General features: G+C 66.8%; 5 protein-coding genes. 2 read left to right on the top strand and 3 right to left on the bottom strand.

What is annotated here, in order from left to right; genetic code table 11:
• Positions 1 to 3,020: Eco57I restriction-modification methylase domain-containing protein (locus H291_RS0118875; RefSeq protein ID WP_033327369.1), on the bottom strand; the 3,020-nt coding region annotated here is incomplete at its 3' end.
• Positions 3,017 to 6,250: a DISARM system SNF2-like helicase DrmD gene (gene drmD / locus H291_RS0118870; RefSeq protein WP_232216099.1), complete on the bottom strand. Its 3,234-nt coding sequence runs from the start codon at positions 6,248 to 6,250 to the stop codon at positions 3,017 to 3,019. The genes H291_RS0118875 and drmD, both read right to left, overlap by 4 nt.
• A gap of 338 nt (positions 6,251 to 6,588) precedes the next feature.
• On the opposite strand from drmD, the gene H291_RS30785 reads away from it, so the two are divergent.
• Complete coding sequence (locus H291_RS30785; protein ID WP_198012526.1) at positions 6,589 to 9,321, top strand: GmrSD restriction endonuclease domain-containing protein; 2,733 nt, start codon at positions 6,589 to 6,591, stop codon at positions 9,319 to 9,321.
• Between the two features lie 381 nt (positions 9,322 to 9,702).
• Positions 9,703 to 16,176, top strand: a complete 6,474-nt coding sequence (locus tag H291_RS0118860) for a DUF4011 domain-containing protein (protein ID WP_020016573.1) — start codon at positions 9,703 to 9,705, stop codon at positions 16,174 to 16,176.
• A gap of 112 nt (positions 16,177 to 16,288) precedes the next feature.
• On the opposite strand, the gene H291_RS33855 is transcribed toward H291_RS0118860, so the two are convergent.
• Positions 16,289 to 16,630: a hypothetical protein gene (locus H291_RS33855; protein ID WP_157237146.1), complete on the bottom strand. Its 342-nt coding sequence runs from the start codon at positions 16,628 to 16,630 to the stop codon at positions 16,289 to 16,291.
• Positions 16,631 to 16,666: the final 36 nt, after the last annotated feature.

The raw sequence follows: 16,666 nt of genomic DNA, 5'->3' as shown, positions 1-16,666 counted from the left end.
GTGCCCCACACTGCGGCGTACTCCAGGTTCGCCGATTGCGCCGGCCACGGCCGTGACTGCACCGCCCGCGTGATCGTGAATCCGCCTGCGACCATCGCGTCCAGACCGACCTCGCGAGTGTCGCCCTGTGCCACCGTGTTCGTGGCGATCAGGCCGACCATCCCCTTCGCTGACAGGAGCGAGGTCGCACGGAGGAAGAAATAGGCAACGAGGTCCGCATTGCCCTTCACACCACCAGCCAATACGTTGACGAACCACTCACGAACATTGCTGCCCGAAGCGCCTGAGATCTTCTTCCCGCCAAGGAAGGGTGGGTTGCCCACAATCGCGTCGAAGCCGCCGTGCTCGAAGACATCCGGCACAGCCAGCGCCCAGTGCAGCGGCTTCCAACGCTCATAGTCAGTCTCAACCGTCGGCGTGAGCCCATGCTCGACAATCCCGTTGAGCATCGTGTGGTCACCCCCCGAAGTGAAGGCCCGGTCCACGGCGATGCGAAGGTTCTCGTACTTCTCGTCGAGGGCCCCACCCGGCTTCCCGCCAAGTTCGAGCCCAGCGGCGATGATGCCGTCTGCGACGAGCGTGAGCTCGGCCGCGTCGGCCTGGTATCGAGCCCAGAGCCGCTTCTTCGCGTTGGCAGATCGCATGACATCGTTCTCGACAATCTCGCCGGCGATCTGGCGGCGGAGGTTGGCCAAGGCGCGGACCCTCGCCCGGACGTCGACCGTCTCGACGAAGCCGACGTCACCGCCGATCCCGAGAAGGCTGCCGGTGTACTGGTGCTTTACTCGGCTGGGATTGATGTGGACCTCCTCGATCTGCTTCACGTCCGTGAGGCCGAGGAGCGAGTTGCCGTGAAGCACCTTGTCGTCAACGAAGGAGAACGGCTGGCCCGGGTCGAGCGAGACGAGCCAGAGGGAGAGCTTGCACATCTCGACGGCCATGGCGTTGATGTCGGCGCCGTAGAGGCAGGACGCAACAATCGCGCGTCGCGCCTTGATGAGAAGATCGTGCGACGTTTGGGACACGACGCCCTCACGCCGCCAGGCCTCGACCAACCGGTCGGCAAGGTACTCGGCGGCTGCGACGAGGAAGGCGCCCGAGCCGCAGGCAATGTCGGCGACCTTGAGGTCGAGGATCTGGTTCGAGTCGATGGGCCGCCAGGTGCTGCGGTCTGCGCTCTGATGCGGTCCCGGCGAGTACACCAAGGGCTCCAGCGCGTGCCGCGCCACATCGTGTGCCAGCGACTTCGGCGTGTAGTGGGCGCCGGCGTTCGCGCGGGACTTCGTCTCGACGACGGCAAGCCCACCAGGCTGGATTACGACGGGTCGGTTGCGGAGGTCCCGACGGATCAGACCGAGGTAAGGACGAAGCCGCGCGATCAACGCCTCGTCACGGGTCACGGAGAGCAGGGCACGGTCGGCATCCTCGATCGTCGCGTTCAGCTTCCGCACGAGACCGGAGGCACTGTTCGGCTGGAGGGTCCCCGCGGACTGGTTCTTCTTAACCCAGTCGATGAGCGCCTTGGCGGCCGTGGGATCACCGTCATGCTGCTCCCACAGATCGTCGAGGACATCGAGTGAGATCTCGGGCTCTTCGCCGTCCTTCCCGATGAGACCAACGGTGACCTCGTCAACTTCCTGCGACGTGTACCCGAGCAGGCCCTCGTAGATGTACCCGATCTGCTCCACACCAATGTCGCGGAAGGAGATGCGGCGGCTCTCGCCGCCAATGGGGGCGTACTGCACCGATCGCAGGACCTCGAGCATGACGCGATCGGAGACCGTCAGCGCAAGCGCGCCGCTCTCGTCCGTGACCGTGAGCCAAGGGAAGCGCTCGGCATCGAACAGGGAGCCACCGTAGGCGGGCAAGCGCATGTCTTCCGTATTGACGCCCGAGTAGAGCGCACGGGAAGTCGCCAAGAGCCGGTGCCAGGTGTGGTGGGTGGCGTCGAGGGACTCCGCGCCCTCGTCCTGCAGGCGCGCGTCGAGGCGGTCGAGCTCGTCGCTAACTCCGTACGCGCTCGTGAAGAGCACAGACTGCGGCATCATCGAGCGTTCCTCAGCGAAGAGGAGGAAGACCACGCGCATCATCGCGGTCACCGCACCGTCGTACACCTGCCCCCGGTTTACCGGGAGCGGATCGGGGCGACCTGCCGTGCGGGCGTCGGCGGCGGACTCGGAGAAGGCAGTGACCACGAGCTCGACGGCGCGGCGCACCTGGGTGCCGAGCGCGACGGTGATCTCTTCCGCTGCGGTCACAGACTCACGGAACAGCGCGGTCAGACGGTTGGTGGTCTCGCCGCCGAAGAAGCGCTGGACGTCGAGCAGCGCGAAGAACGCGTTGCGGACGTCTGGCTCCTCAATCCACGTCTGTGCGTCCACGATGCCCGAGGCGGTCATGGTGTCGGGCTGAGCAGAGACGATTGCCCACCAGCGGCCGTCAGTCACGACTCCGATCAGATGGCCGGAGTCGCGCAGCAGCGCGTCCATCCGGTCGATCGGAGATGCCGACCACTCGTCCGTACCCGGGTCGCGCAGCGAACCGACCGGGTCAACCACAAGGATCAGTGCTCCAACGTCGTTACCGCGGCGCAGCGCTCCCGTTGCTTGGACCTGTACACGGCGAGCGGGCGACGTGGAGACAGGGACACCAGCAGCCCCGGCAGGATTTGGTAGCGTCGCCAGATCCCAGGTCAGGAGGTTCTCCCAGCCTGCAACGTCTTGCAGTACTGTCTGCACCCATTTGTCTCGAGCACCGCGGTACTCCGCAAGGGCGGCCTCGCTTGCGCCTGGTGCAGTCGCGGTGGCGCGGGTGTATTCGTCCCAAACACGGTCGAAGTCGGGCTTGGCGTCGGCGAGCGCTCCCTTCGCCGCGTCGGAGACGTGCCCGATTCCCTGGGGCCAGACGCGCTTGAGCGCCGGAACTGCCAGGAAGGGACCTTCGCGATCGACGAGTTCGAGCCAGGCACGGTGGCGGCCTGCGACGTCGGAGCCCTTGCGGCGGTTGTGCGGTCGGGTCACGCGAGGTCTCCCAAGTCGGCGGAACGGGCGTCGTCGGGGGTCAGCGCGAAGACCACAGCGGCTGCCGAGACGTAAGGCTTGATGTCGGTGTAGCGGTCGCCGATGGCCGCGATCTCCCGATCCTCCTCGGAGTCCAGTTCTTCAAGCCGGTTCTCCATAGCCCGGATGTCCTCACGAAACTGCCGTCGTTCCTCGGGCAGTGTGAACAAGGACTCGGCGAGTTCCGCTTCCTCTCGCCGCAGCCGGGTCAGCGACTCGGTGAGGTTCCGGCGGAAGGCGGCGTAGATCTCGCGGGCGCGATCGGTGTCTGCGGCCTGGCGCTTGGCGAGCTCGTCGGTGACAGCGTGCTGCTTGCGGTCGGCGGCTCGTCGCATGGCGTCGTCGAGCCTGGCTCGTAGGCCGCGTTCAGCGGCGTTCCACTCCGCAGTGAGACGGGCACGAACAGGTTCGGGAGCGAGGTCGAGGTCGGACAAGTCAAGGGTCTGTTCGACGAGTGCCTCTGCCTTAGCTTCCGCCAGGGCGCGGCCTTTGAGGCGCAGGCCTGCGAGGAAGACTTCCTCGTGCAAGCGCAGACCGCCGCGTCCGACGAGGACGAGGCGAGCGACGGCGGCGACACAGGACTCTTCGAGGTCCGGGACGATGACGGCCGTCACGCGGCGCATCGCGGAGTCCGCGCTGAACAGTGAGGAACGCAGGATGCGTCCGGCCTTTTGGAGCAGCCCGTGCCCAAGGTGGACGTGCACCACCTCACCGGTGGAGACGAGGTCACCCGAGCCGCCGTCTGACACGGTGTCGTCGAAAGTGATTGGCCGGTTGACGCCGGGGCGGAGACGGGTGTCGAGACCGCGGAGCGCGGGCTGCCAGGCGTGGCCAAGGTTCGGGACCGCGAAGACGGAGGCGTCGGGAGTGTCCTCCTCCCAGCCAGGCTCGTCCGGACCGACCTCGCGCAGGAGGGGCTGGTTCGTCAGGGCGAGGGCGGTGTCCAGGACGCGGCGCGCGTTGTCGGGGGTCAAATGCATGCGCGCCTTGAGGGTGTCGTACTGGCTGGCCAGGCGGGTCAGTGCTCGGTTGAGCTCTGCGGAGCCGGCCATGACCTGGTTGACGGCCTCGGCGTCGGCGGACTTCCTGGTGGTACGCGGCTTGTCGAGGCGGCCGAACTGGTTCTGGATGTCGGCGTCGATCACGGGGTTTACCGAGCCTAGGTCTCCCTTGACCGTGGCGACTTTTTCGGCGATCACCTTCATGAACTTCATCGCCCCGCCGAACTGACCTGAGGCCCTATCCGGTACGAACTGCAACACCTCCGGCCGGTGTTGCTGTCCGTACCGGTCGATACGTCCGATCCGCTGCTCCAGGCGGGACGGGTTGAACGGGACATCGAAGTTCACCAGGTGGTGACAGTGGGCCTGCAGGTCGATGCCTTCGCCGGCCGCGTCCGTGGCGACAAGGACTCGCACCGATTCCTTGACTGGATCGGCGTTGAAGCGGGCACGGGTGAGCTCGCGGGTCTCGACGTCGGTGGAACCTTGGATCGTCGCCAGTCGGGTCTCGTCGTAGCCGCGCTGGCGCAGGTTCGACACGATCCACTCGAGCGTGTCGGCATACTCGGTGAAGATCACGACACGCTCGTTGGTCCAGTGTCTCCCATCAGGACGGCAGATCGATTCAAGCCACCCGGCCAGGGCGGTCAGACGCGAGTCGGCTCGATGCTCGAAGCCCAGCCCCCAGGCGACGAGGCGGTCGATCTCATCGACCGTCGCGGCGGACAACGGGTCATTCTTCTTCGACTGGCGCAGAGCGCTGAACTCCGGGTGGTCGAGGAGGCCTTCCTCCTCGTCGTACTGCTCGGAGCCGAAGATCTCCGCGTACGGGTCCGCCGGGATCTCCCAGTCGTTGCCGCCGCCGAATTGTGCTTCGCGATAGGAATCGAGGGTACGGCCGAACGCGTAAGGGCTGGAGAGGAACCGCTTCTTGAGCAGCATGGAGACGATGTCGCCGGTCTTGCGACGGCCGTTTTGCTTCGCTGACGCCTCCAGAATCCCGTCGAGGAGGTTGAACGTCTCCTCCTCGTCGACGGTCGGTTCGAAGACGATGGTGGCCAGTTCACGGGGCTTGAAGTTCTTGGTTTCAATGTCGCCCTTGAGCCGACGGACCGTGACGTCCCGCAAGGCCTTGGCGTCCACGGACGCGCCGCGGGAGAACCGGCGGTTGTCGATCATCTCGAGCAGCGCCGTGAAGCTCTCCGAGTGACCATTGTGCGGGGTCGCACTCAGGAATAACCGGTGCTCACTAACCCGCGCCAGGTCCCGGACCGCGTGCGTGCGTTGAGAGTCGATCGCGTAGCCGCGGGCCTGTCCGACGCCCGTCGGGCTCGACGGCGCCACGTGGTGCGCCTCGTCGACGACGAGCATGTCGAACACGTACCGGCGCGCGGTGTTGGTCTGACCGGTCTGGGCCGTGGCGTCACGCAGCAGGCGCTGAGCGCGGACGCCCGGCAGCCACGCCATCGAGACGATGACCCGCGGGAAGAGACGGAACGGATTCGCGTTCAGGCCGTGCGTGCGCCGAACCTGCGCCATCAGCTGGGAGTTGACGATGACGAATTCCAGACCGAACTTCTCTCGCATCTCGTCCTGCCACTTCAGTGCCAGGCTCGGCGGGCAGACGATGACCACGCTGCGGGCACGGTGCCGCAGGAGGAGCTCTTGGATCACCAGGCCGGCCTCGATCGTCTTGCCCAGACCGACGTCGTCCGCCAGAAGGAGATTGGTGCGAGGCGCCTGGAGGGCGCGTCGCAGCGGTTCGAGCTGATAGGCCTCGACGTTCGCGCCTGAGCGAAACGGGGCCTGGAATTCGTCCGGGTCGGCAGATGTGATCGCACCCCAGCGCACGGCATCCACGAACGCCGCGAGGCGGTTGGGGTCGTCGAATCCGTCGACCGTGACCTCCTCTGGCAGGCCACGATCGGGCGCCACGGAGTGGCCGACCTCCAACTCCCATACCACGCTCAAGTCCTCGCCCAGGCGGTCTTCGTCGAGAGACTGCAGACTCACCACGTGGTTGAGGCGAGCGATGCCGTCGTCGGCCGGGCTACGCAGAAGCCCCTGCTCACGCACGTCCGTAACCGCCCACGTCGAGCCCCGCACCTTGACGATCTGGCCCGGCTCAGGCAGCGCAGGTAGCACCGCGGGCGTAGTCGTGTCCGAATGCTCCGTCGCGATCGTCGTCAACGTCCCGCCCTCTGCGCTTGGAGTTTTGGCCAGCAGGAGTGCGGCAGCGCCCCTGCATCCCGATCGTAAGGCCATGAGCAGCACGGACGCCGTGAAACGGGTCGTCCATGAGCACACAATCATCCTCAAATTCGCCCGATGTCGGTGTTGGTACTGCATCGCCCCCGACGACGCCATTTCATAAGGTATGACCCGCACAGCCAAGTCAGACGAGTAGAGATGCGCCAGCGGCCCGGAAATCACCCGAAGTCCATCCGCATACCCACTGCGCGGCCAAGACGCACCCGATACCGTCGCAGCAACCTGTTCCGACGACTCGTCGAGGGATCGCCTGCACCGTGGATACCAACGTTCGCACGCCGATGGACGTCTTCAATCTGCCGCAACACCTCGTGGTGCCGCTGTTCCAGCGCCCGTATGTGTGGGATGAGACCGACCAGTGGGCACCACTATGGGCAGACGTGCGGCGCATGGCAGAGCTACGCCTCACCAACCCGTTCCGCCCGGCGATCCATTTTCTGGGCGCGGTCGTACTGCAGGCTCAGGAGACCCCGGTGGGTTCAGTGCCCGCCCGAAACGTCATCGACGGCCAGCAGCGCCTGACAACGCTCCAGATTCTCATGGACGCCGCAGCTGCAGAGTTTGAAGGGGCGGGCCAGGACCACCTGGCAGCGCAGTTGGAGACACTGACGCACAATTCGCCGGACTTCGTGCAGGACGAGACGGCCCGACTGAAGGTTCGACACACGAACAAGGACCGGGCCGCGTTCGAGGAGGTGATGCGCGCCGACGCGCCAATCAACTACGACGGTCTCAAGCACAAGGCGACACGCATCGTCGGTGCGCATCAGTACTTCGCCGGTGAAGTGCGGATCTGGCTCGGTGCCGCGGACGCTTCGGTATTCGCCCAGCGAGCACAGGCCTTGGCACATGTCCTGCAGCAGGGTCTGCAGATCGTGGCGATCGATCTCCAAGCAAATGAGAACTCTCAGGAGATCTTCGAGACCTTGAACGCTCGTGGCACTCCGCTGACGGCAGCGGACCTGATTAAGAACTTCGTCTTCCAGAAGCTGGAGGCCGACGGCGCGGACACCGCGAAGGTCTACGCAGAGGACTGGCCGTTCGAGTCGAAGTTCTGGGAGGCCGAACTCGCCGTCGGACGGGTCACGTACACGCGAGGCGCGCTGTTCCTCAACCAGTGGCTCATGTCGCGCGTCGCGGAAGAGATCAGCACCAAGTCCACCTTCACCAGGTTCAAGTACTTCGTGGAGCACGAGTCGAAGCAGAAGATGATCGACCTGCTCCGCGCGATCAAGGAGGAGGCAGCACGGTACGAGCAGTGGACGCTCGCAGCGGCGGACGCGGACAGGAACCTCACGCCGACCGAGATGACGGTGTACCGGATGCAGGCGCAAGGCATCGAACTGCTCAAGCCGGTGCTCCTGTGGCTGCACGAACCGGGCCGCAACCTCCCCCAGCCGGTCATCGACCAGGTGATCGGCATTGTGGAGAGCTGGGTGGTTCGGCGCAGCCTGCTGCGTCTGACCACCAGCAACCTGGGGTCCGTGGTGGCCAACTTGATCAGAACCGGCCGTGCCGTGAGCGAGGACGAGCTCGTCCGGACCGTCGAGAACTTCCTGCGCGGCCAGACGGTCGCCAGCTCCTACTGGCCGGGCGATGCAGAAATCCGGACGTTCCTGCTCACGGCGCCCGCGTATCGCCGGTACTCGCGGGCCCGCCTACGGATGCTGCTCGAGGCTGTCGAGGACAGCTTTCGTGCGGAGTACCACGCCCACCAGGTCGACCGGGGCGGCTACCCGATAGAGCACCTGCTCCCGCAGCGGTGGGAGGAACGGTGGCCTGTCGACAGCGACGAGGCACGGGCGGAACGTGGCGCTCATGTTCACCGGCTCGGCAATCTCACGCTCCTGACGGCGAAGCTCAACTCCACGGTTTCGAACGGGCCTTGGCTCGGGAACACCGGCAAGCACGCCAAGCTCGCCAAGCATGACGTCCTCAAGATCAACCAGAGAATCCGTGAGATCTCCGCGGATGGGTGGGACGAACAGCGCATCGACGCCCGCACCGCCGGGATGATCGACATCCTCCTGCGGACATGGCCCGTTCCCAAGGGGCATGTAGGCGAGATCGCCGACACCCGAACCAGTGCCCAGAGCTGGGTCCAGGTTCGAGACCTTGTCGTCGCCGGCCTGATGAGCCCGGGAACGCGGCTCACGCCGCGGCCTGGGCAGTGGACCGATATGAGCGCAACGGTCGGCGCAGACGGGAGCCTGATCGTGGGCGACGCCACGTTCGACTCGCCGTCGGCCGCGGGCAAGCATGTCAAGGGCGGTGTGACGAACGGCTGGACTTTCTGGCGCTTGGACGACGGCCGCAGGCTGGCCGACATCCGCTCTACGTTCCGTGGCGAAAAGCCCTCCGCGACCGACGCCTCGGACTCCTTGGCCCACTGGGACATCGAGACCGATGTCGACGACGCCATCGAGTTCTGGTCGCTAATGAGCACCACTGCCCGTGAGTTCTACCGGGTACTACTTGAGCGATCGCCAGAGCCTGTCGGCGTGCCCGAGCTAGCCCGCCGGATCGGAGTCGCCAATGACGGTAAGACTGTCGCGGGTGTCTTCGCATGGCCGGGCCGATACGCCGCTCAACTGGGGCACCACCTCCCGTCGCAATGGATCGAGGGACCGCCATCGCAGTACTGGCTGGACGAAGCCACTGCCGAGACCATCGCGGAAGCGATCCGTCAGTTCGAAGAGCGGGCTTCCCTCCGCGCGGCCGCTCACCTGCCAGCTGAGTGGGCGGCTCTTGAGCCCCATGCCACGGAGGAGGAGCGCTCCGCACTCGCTCGACTCGCCGCCATGGAGCTCCCTCGGCCTCAGCTCGGCATCGAGACGAGCGATGGCATTCCCGTGGCCATCGCCTGGCCCGACCGCAAGATCGCCGCCGAAGTGGAGTTGACAGCCGAGACCATTGCGGAGCTGGGCGCCGGCGGATGGCGCGTACTCCCCATCGGAGAGGAACTGCGGGACCTACTCACCGCCATCTGACCGCACGCCGAGGGGGCCTGTTCACGCAGGTGACGCTGGGGCCCGGAGCACGCCGCTGGAGTCGCACCGAAGGCTTCGACGACGACTTCGGTGAGAACGCCGCGACCACTGGGTCACGAATCCCGGTCAAGAGCGCTCCCCACGTGTCCGTCTTCGTAATTGGATACAGGTCGGATTCGACAGCCAGGCAGACCAGCCACTTTGCAGCGCTCCATGCCAACGACAGCTCTTCGGGCACCGTTCACGGATGAGCGGAGACGTTTCACCCCCGCCGTCCCCGATCTCACCCACCGACGCGCATGCCGCACTGCTGTGACCTGTCACGATGGATGAGCGCTACCTGCATCCGCGAACGCCGTTGAATTGAATGAAGGAAACGTCGTGACTGACCTGACTGCCAAGGAGCGCCAGATCCGTGGGATGGACGTGCTCGGCCGGGCGCTTGCAACCCTGGTGGACAAGCGGATGTCCGGTGCCGCGCACGGCAAGCCGTGGGTCGCGCTGTACGAAGCCAAGGAGACAGCTCGGCGCGGGCACGACTACACGGTGAACCCCGAGGATCCGCGTGTCCTGCTCCGGATCCTCCGTTATGAGCGAGCCGTGTTCACCGAGGTCGACACCACACAGCGAGCCTGGGTGGACGAGCTCATCCAGGCGTCCAACCGTGCGGCACACACATCGTCGGTCAGTGACCGCGATGCCGAACGCGCCCTGGACACGATGGCCCTGCTGGCCGAATCGCTAGGCCTAGATGACGCTTTGGAGTCGATCACGGCGTTGCGCGCGGCTGCAGCGTCCGGTCCCTCATCTGAGCTTGCGGCAGCCTCGTCGGACCTCGCCCCAACGAAACCTCAATCATCTGAGCGGGGGCAGACAAAGGTACAGGGCGCTCGTCTGATGCTCGACAACGAACCCCGCGGCCAGCGCTTGCTCACGGCACGGCTGGGCGACCTCGACATCGTGATCGGTGTCCGCGAGGCGATCAACTACGCATTGGTCCACAACGGGATCTCCCCGGTCGCCCAAGCATCGCTGCACAACCGCGGCACGGAGCCCGTCAACGGACTTCGGCTCACGTTGTCCATCGACAGCCCGCTCCCGGACTCGCCGCTGGCCGCCCCGCTCGTCGTGGAGGTCGGTGACGTCGCACCAGGTGCGCAGGTCGAGATCCCCACCAGCCGGCTCGCGTGGCGACTGACCAGCGGGCCGTTCGTCGTGTTCGACGAGGCGGTCACGACCGGAGTGCACCTGGTCGCGGAGACGACGTCGCGGACGTTCTCCGACAGTACGACGGTCCGGCTCCTGACCATTGACGAGTGGTGGGCGCTAGGCCTGCACGAGACGCTCGCGGCCTTCGTGCGCCCGAACGACCCAGCGGTCCAGAAGATCCTGGACACTGCTAGCGGGCTGCTCGCCGAGCGCGTCGGCACCCCCGCACTCGACGGCTACCAGACAGGCCCGGAGCGGGTCCACCAGATCGCCGAAGCGCTCTACGACGCTCTCGTCACCGCCGAGATCCGGTACGTGGAGGCGCCGCCCAGCTTTGAAGGAACCGGCCAACGCATTCGTAGCCACGGCCAGGTGCTCGACGACCGGTACGGCACCTGCCTGGACCTGTCCGTTCTGTACGCAGCCGTCCTGGAGGCCGCCGGCCTCCACCCGGTCATCGTGGTGACGCAGGACCACGCCTTCGCCGGGTACCTCACCGAGGACGGCCAGCTCCCGGACGTCGACGTCACACAGCCCGGCGCCGTGGCGACCGTCCTGGACTCTGACCTCTTTGAGGCGGTCGAGACGACGGCCGTGTGCTCCGGCGAGGAGCAGGTCGGGTTCGACGAGGCTCGCGGCCACGCTCGTCGCTGGCGCACCACCCATCTCCACGAGGTCAGGTACCTCCTGGACGTCCATGCGGCGCACCGCATCGTCAAGCCCCTGCCGAACGTCCGGGTCGAGGACGGGGTACGGGTGGTCGAGGTCGTCAAGGACGCGCCAGCCGTTCCCGGGCGCCGGACTCCGTCCAACGAAGGAGACGGCAGGCACGCCCACGGGACCGTCCCGGGCCGGGTCGATCGGTGGCAGCGTTCGCTGCTCGACATGACCTACCGGAACCCCCTGCTCAAGTTGAAGAAGGCCTCGTCAGTGCCGGTGCACGTGCCGACCGACACGCTGGCCCAGCTGGAGGACGCCGTCGCGCAGGGGAACCGGCTGACACTCGTGCCGCACGACGAGCTGGCCGAACTGCTGCGCGCCCAGGGCGCCCGCACCGCAGCCGACGTCGATGCGGACGCTCTGCGGCGGATCTTGATCGAGGAGCACCGGCTCTTCACGGCGACCAGCAAGCTGGAGTACCACCGCAAGCTCCGCAGCCTGGCCCGCAAGGCGAAGACCACGCTGGAGGAAACCGGTACCGACAGCCTCTACCTCACGATCGGCACCCTGGAGTGGACCGAGAGCGGCAAGGAGGGTGTGGCGCCACTCTTCCTCGTCCCGGTCAAGCTCATCGGCGGGCGAGGCCTGACGACGTTCACCCTCGCGCTCGACGAGACGCGGCAGGTCGAGCCGAACTACTGCCTCGTCGAGAAGCTGCGGGTCTCCTGGGGCGTGACCGTCCCCGAGCTCACGGAGCCGGGGCACGACGAGTCGGGGATCGACGTCGAGGGCGCGCTCGCTGCCGTGCGCTCCGCGCTGCTGCGCAAGGGTCTGGCCGGCTTCCACGTCGAGGAGACCGCTCACCTCAGCCTGGTCCAGTTCTCGACCCTCGACATGTGGCGCGATCTCGTGGAGGGCTGGCCTTCGTTCCTCGAGCGCCCGGCCGTACGGCACATGGTGGACACCCCGGGACAACCGTTCCTCGACGACGTCGCGCCGCCTGAGCCCGACCCGGCAGCCGAGGCAGTAACGTACCTGCCGATCCCCGCGGACGGTTCGCAGATCGAGGCGATTCGGTGGGCCGCGGCCGGCAAGTCGTTCATCCTCGAAGGCCCACCGGGCACTGGCAAGTCGCAGACCATCACCAACCTCATCGCGCACCTGCTTGCCGAAGGCAAGAAGGTGCTGTTCGTCGCGGAGAAGCAGGCGGCGCTCGACGTCGTGAAGCGGCGCCTGGACCAGGTTGGTCTCGGGACCTTCAGCCTGGACGTGCACGGCAAGACCCAGACGGTCCAGGCTGTTCGTCGGCAGATCCGCACTGCGATGGAGGCACGCACCGAGTCGTCGTCGAGCTGGGAGACTGCTCGGGCGCAGTACCGCAACCTGGTCGACTCGCTGTCCAACTACCCGCGACTGCTGCACGAACCCGGACCCGTCGACGTCTCGGCGTGGGAAGCCCGGCAGATCATCCTGGAGCTGCGTGCCACGGCGGGCGCCGTCGAACCGGCAACCGTACCCCGCGCTGTCGCGCAGGGCGTCACCCCGTTGGCGGACGTGTACGACGCCGCGCGGGAACTGGGTGGGGCCCTGGGCCGCCTGGGCGCCACGCCCGCGCGGTCGCCGTGGCGTCTGGCCGGTCCCGTCGACCCCGCACGCCTCGACCGGACGGGCGTGGCAGCGGCCCTGGATCGGCTCATGCTGGCCGACCACGCCGTCGTCGGCCCGGTTCGCGACCTCACCGACCGGGCGCAGACGCCCGATGAGTTCCAGGCTGTGGCTCGCTGGGTGGAGTCGTTGCGGGCGGGTGTCGGCAGATCGGCCTCGGAAGCCCGTGAGATCGTCACACCGCACTGGCGCACGAGGGCGCACGAGGTTCGGGCCGCGATCGACACCTTCCGGACCACGTGCGGTCCACGGCTGACGCCGTTCTCCCCACAGGCAGTGACTCTCGACCTGGGCGCTCTCACAGCACGGGCCGCCGAGGCTGACGCCAAGCTGTTCGGCAAGACGAAGCGCCGCCGCGCGATCCTCGCCGACCTTGCCGCGGTGCTACCAGGTGGCGAGGCCTCGATACCGCTCAAGCAGCTCACGCCAGCGCTGCAGCAGGCCGTCTGGGTGCGTGACGAGCTGAACCGGCTGACCGACTTCGTCCGCAGCCTGCCCGGAGTCGAGCTTCCGTACCACTGGAACCCGCTGGATCCAGTCCACCAGCACATCGTGGAGCACGCGATCACCGCCCTGGAGGACGCGAGCACGCTGTGTACGGTCCTGGGCGGCGGCCGGCCGGGGCACGAGACAACGCCAGCCGTCGTCGATGCCGTCCACGCCGCCAGCCGAGGCACCCTGTCGGCCGACCAGATCACGCCGGGCGGTGTCGTCCATGAGCTGGGCGCCGCCTGGGCCTCCTTCCTAACGGCGCTCGGCACGACGCCGGACGATCTGGCGTACTGGTGCGGCGGACGCCATCGAGGCATCGCAATGGTGGAGAACCTGGGCGACTGGCAGGCCGACGCCAGCGGCAACTCGTTCGTGCGCCTGCAGCGGTGGGTAGGGACCCGTGCCGCCGTCGAGCGACTCACCGGCTTCGGTCTTGCGGACGTCGCCGGGCGGGTCCGCGACGGCAGCTTCGGCAGCACCGACGTGGAGAACGCCGTCCGCCTCGGAGCTGCGCGCGCGATCCTGGCCGAACGCATGGAGACCACCGGGCTCGAGGCGTTCGACGACGCCGAACGTGCCCGATTCATAGAACGCTTCCTCACGACCGGCGAGGACGTGCGCGGACGTCTGCTCACCGAGCTGCCCGCGCGTATCGCGGCGGCGCGCACCATCGACGTCGATCAGCCACGAGGCAAGGTCGCCGACCTCGGCGCGCAGCTCTCCCGCCGGCGCGGTGGCCTCTCGATCCGGCAGCTGCTGGGCCAGTTCGGGCCGATCATCACGCAGGTCACACCTTGCTTCCTGATGAGCCCCAGCTCGGTGGCTCGATTCCTGCCGCCGGGCGCCGTGGACTTCGACGTGGTCGTGTTCGACGAGGCGTCGCAGATCCGGGTCCCGGAGGCCGTCGGTGCGATGGGCCGGGGTCGGTCGGTGGTCATCGTGGGCGACTCGCAGCAGATGCCACCCAGCTCGACCTTCGCCTCGTCGACGGGCGACGATGAAGAAGCGGACGAAACCGAGACACGGCTGGTGCCGCGCGACCTGGAGTCGATCCTCACGGAAGGCGTCGAGTCGCGGCTACCCCGGCTGCTGCTGTCCTGGCACTACCGTTCCCGCGACGAGATGCTCATCGCCTTCTCGAACAAGGCCTACTACGAGGGCAGGCTCTCGAGCTTCCCAGCGCCACCAGGGCGTGCCGGCGGCGCCGCGATCGACCTGCGCAGGGTCGAGGGTCAGTGGGAGGGCGGCGGACGTGGCGCGGCTCGGGTGAACCGCGCCGAGGCGGACGCCGTCGTCGACGAGATCGGGGCCCTGCTCACCGACGATCCTGACCGCACGATCGGCGTGGTCACCTTCAACACCCAGCAGCGCGACCTGATCCTCGATCTCCTGGAGTCGCATCGGGTGTCCTCAGAAGCGATCGAAGGTGCGCTGTCACGGGCCGATGAGCCCTTGTTCGTAAAGAACCTCGAGAACGTCCAGGGCGACGAACGCGACGTCATCCTGTTCACTTTGGCCTTCGCGAAGGACACCCGCGGACGGGTCCCGCTGAACTGGGGGCCGCTCAGCAGGACTGGCGGCGAGAAGCGCCTGAACGTGGCCGTGACGCGCGCAAAGGAACATGTGACGATCTTCGCCTCGTTCGACCCGCATGAGCTGGACCTGTCGACGTCGGGCGCCAAGGGCCTCGCGGACCTCAAGGACTATCTGCTCCTCGCCCAGCACGGCGCCGAACGAGCCGGGCTACAGCGGCCGACCGCACGCGACTGGCACCTCGCCGAGATCGAGCAGGCGCTGCGCGACGCAGGGCTTGAGGTCCGCACGGGCATCGGGCTGTCGGACTTCACTGTCGACCTGGCGGTCCGTGTCGAGGACCGCCCCTGGGTCGCGGTCCTGCTCGACGGCCCCGTCTGGGCCCAGCGAACCAGCGTCGGCGATCGGGACGGGCTGCCGAGGTCCGTGCTGACCGACCAGATGGGCTGGTCGCGCGTCGAGCGGATCTGGTTGCCGACGTGGCTCCGCGAGCCCGGCGCGGTCGTCAACCAGGTACTCGAAACAGCGAAGACCACCCAGGAACCACCGCCCCGGGCCGCCCGTCGCTCTGTCGGCGAATCGGTACTCACAGCGACCGCTGCCGTGGCTCAGACGATCGACGACATCCTGTCGTCGGCCACTCAGACTGTCGACCGAGCAGCGGAGCGAGCCCTGCTCCAGGCGCGCCCGACAACCTCCCCGACCCCTCACGTGGTACACAGCGACTCTCAACTGCCCGAGGGCGTCTCGCGCTTTGTACCCGCTGACGGTACGCCACGGATCTCTCGTGACATCCTGGACGAGACAGGCGCCCGTGCCCGTGAACTGATCCGCCAACAGATCCGCGACGTCGTAGCGGCAGAAGGACCTGTCGTCGTGGACCGCCTCCTCAAGACCGTGGCTCGCAGATTCGGCCTGTCCAAACTCCACAGCACTCGCAAGGAGCACCTTCGGCAGGCCATCCCGCACGGTATGGTCGCCGTCGCCCCCAACGGCGACCTCATCGCATGGCCCGAGAACACGGCGGCCGATGTGTACAGGGGCTATCGCATACCTGAATCCGGAGGGCAGCGCGACCTCGCAGAGGTCCCGTATCAGGAGTTGCGCAATGCGCTCATGCGCGTCGTGCGAAGCGCACACGCCATCAGCGAGGTGGATGCCCTGCGGGAGACTGCACACGAATTTGGAGTGAGTCGGGTCGCAGCAAACGTTCGCGAGCGACTGCTCAGCGTGATCGCATGCGCCGTCGGCGAGGGTTTGCTCGTACGCAGTGGCGGATACCTGCAGGCGCGATGAGGAACATCGCCCTCGAGCAGAATCGGACTAGCAGCAACAGGTGCCTTCCCCAGCTACATGTGCACCGCAGATTGTTCCTGGGCCAACTTGCAGGGGCCACAGACCGACGCCTTCAGGCAGTAGCCCCATCGTCAGAGGCGTTGCTGAGGACACGGCCGCGCTCGTTCATGTCGGACTTAAGCAGTTCTACGAGAGAGGACAGCCGCGCAGCCCGTCCTTGACGATCTCCACGACGCGAACCTGCCAGACTGGTCACCTCGTTCTGCAGACTCGCGATAGTCACGTCGAACACGGCCTGTGCAGCTACTTCCACCGCCTGCAGGTAGTCCTCCTTAGCGTCGTTGAGCAATTGACGTAGCACCCCACACCAACCTGCGTCGGCAATCCCATAAGCGACCTGGAATAGATATGTCCGCTGGCTAGACACCGCTAGATTGAGCTGGTACTGCGCCATGTGCGTGGAGTACGCAATGTGCTGCGGTGGGGCGGC

The organism is Promicromonospora sukumoe 327MFSha3.1 (assembly GCF_000385135.1).
In the GTDB taxonomy this organism is placed as follows: Bacteria; Actinomycetota; Actinomycetes; order Actinomycetales; family Cellulomonadaceae; genus Promicromonospora; species Promicromonospora sukumoe_B.
Note: the sequence above shows the minus strand (reverse complement) of the source record. Positions and strands in the feature narration are given on the sequence as shown.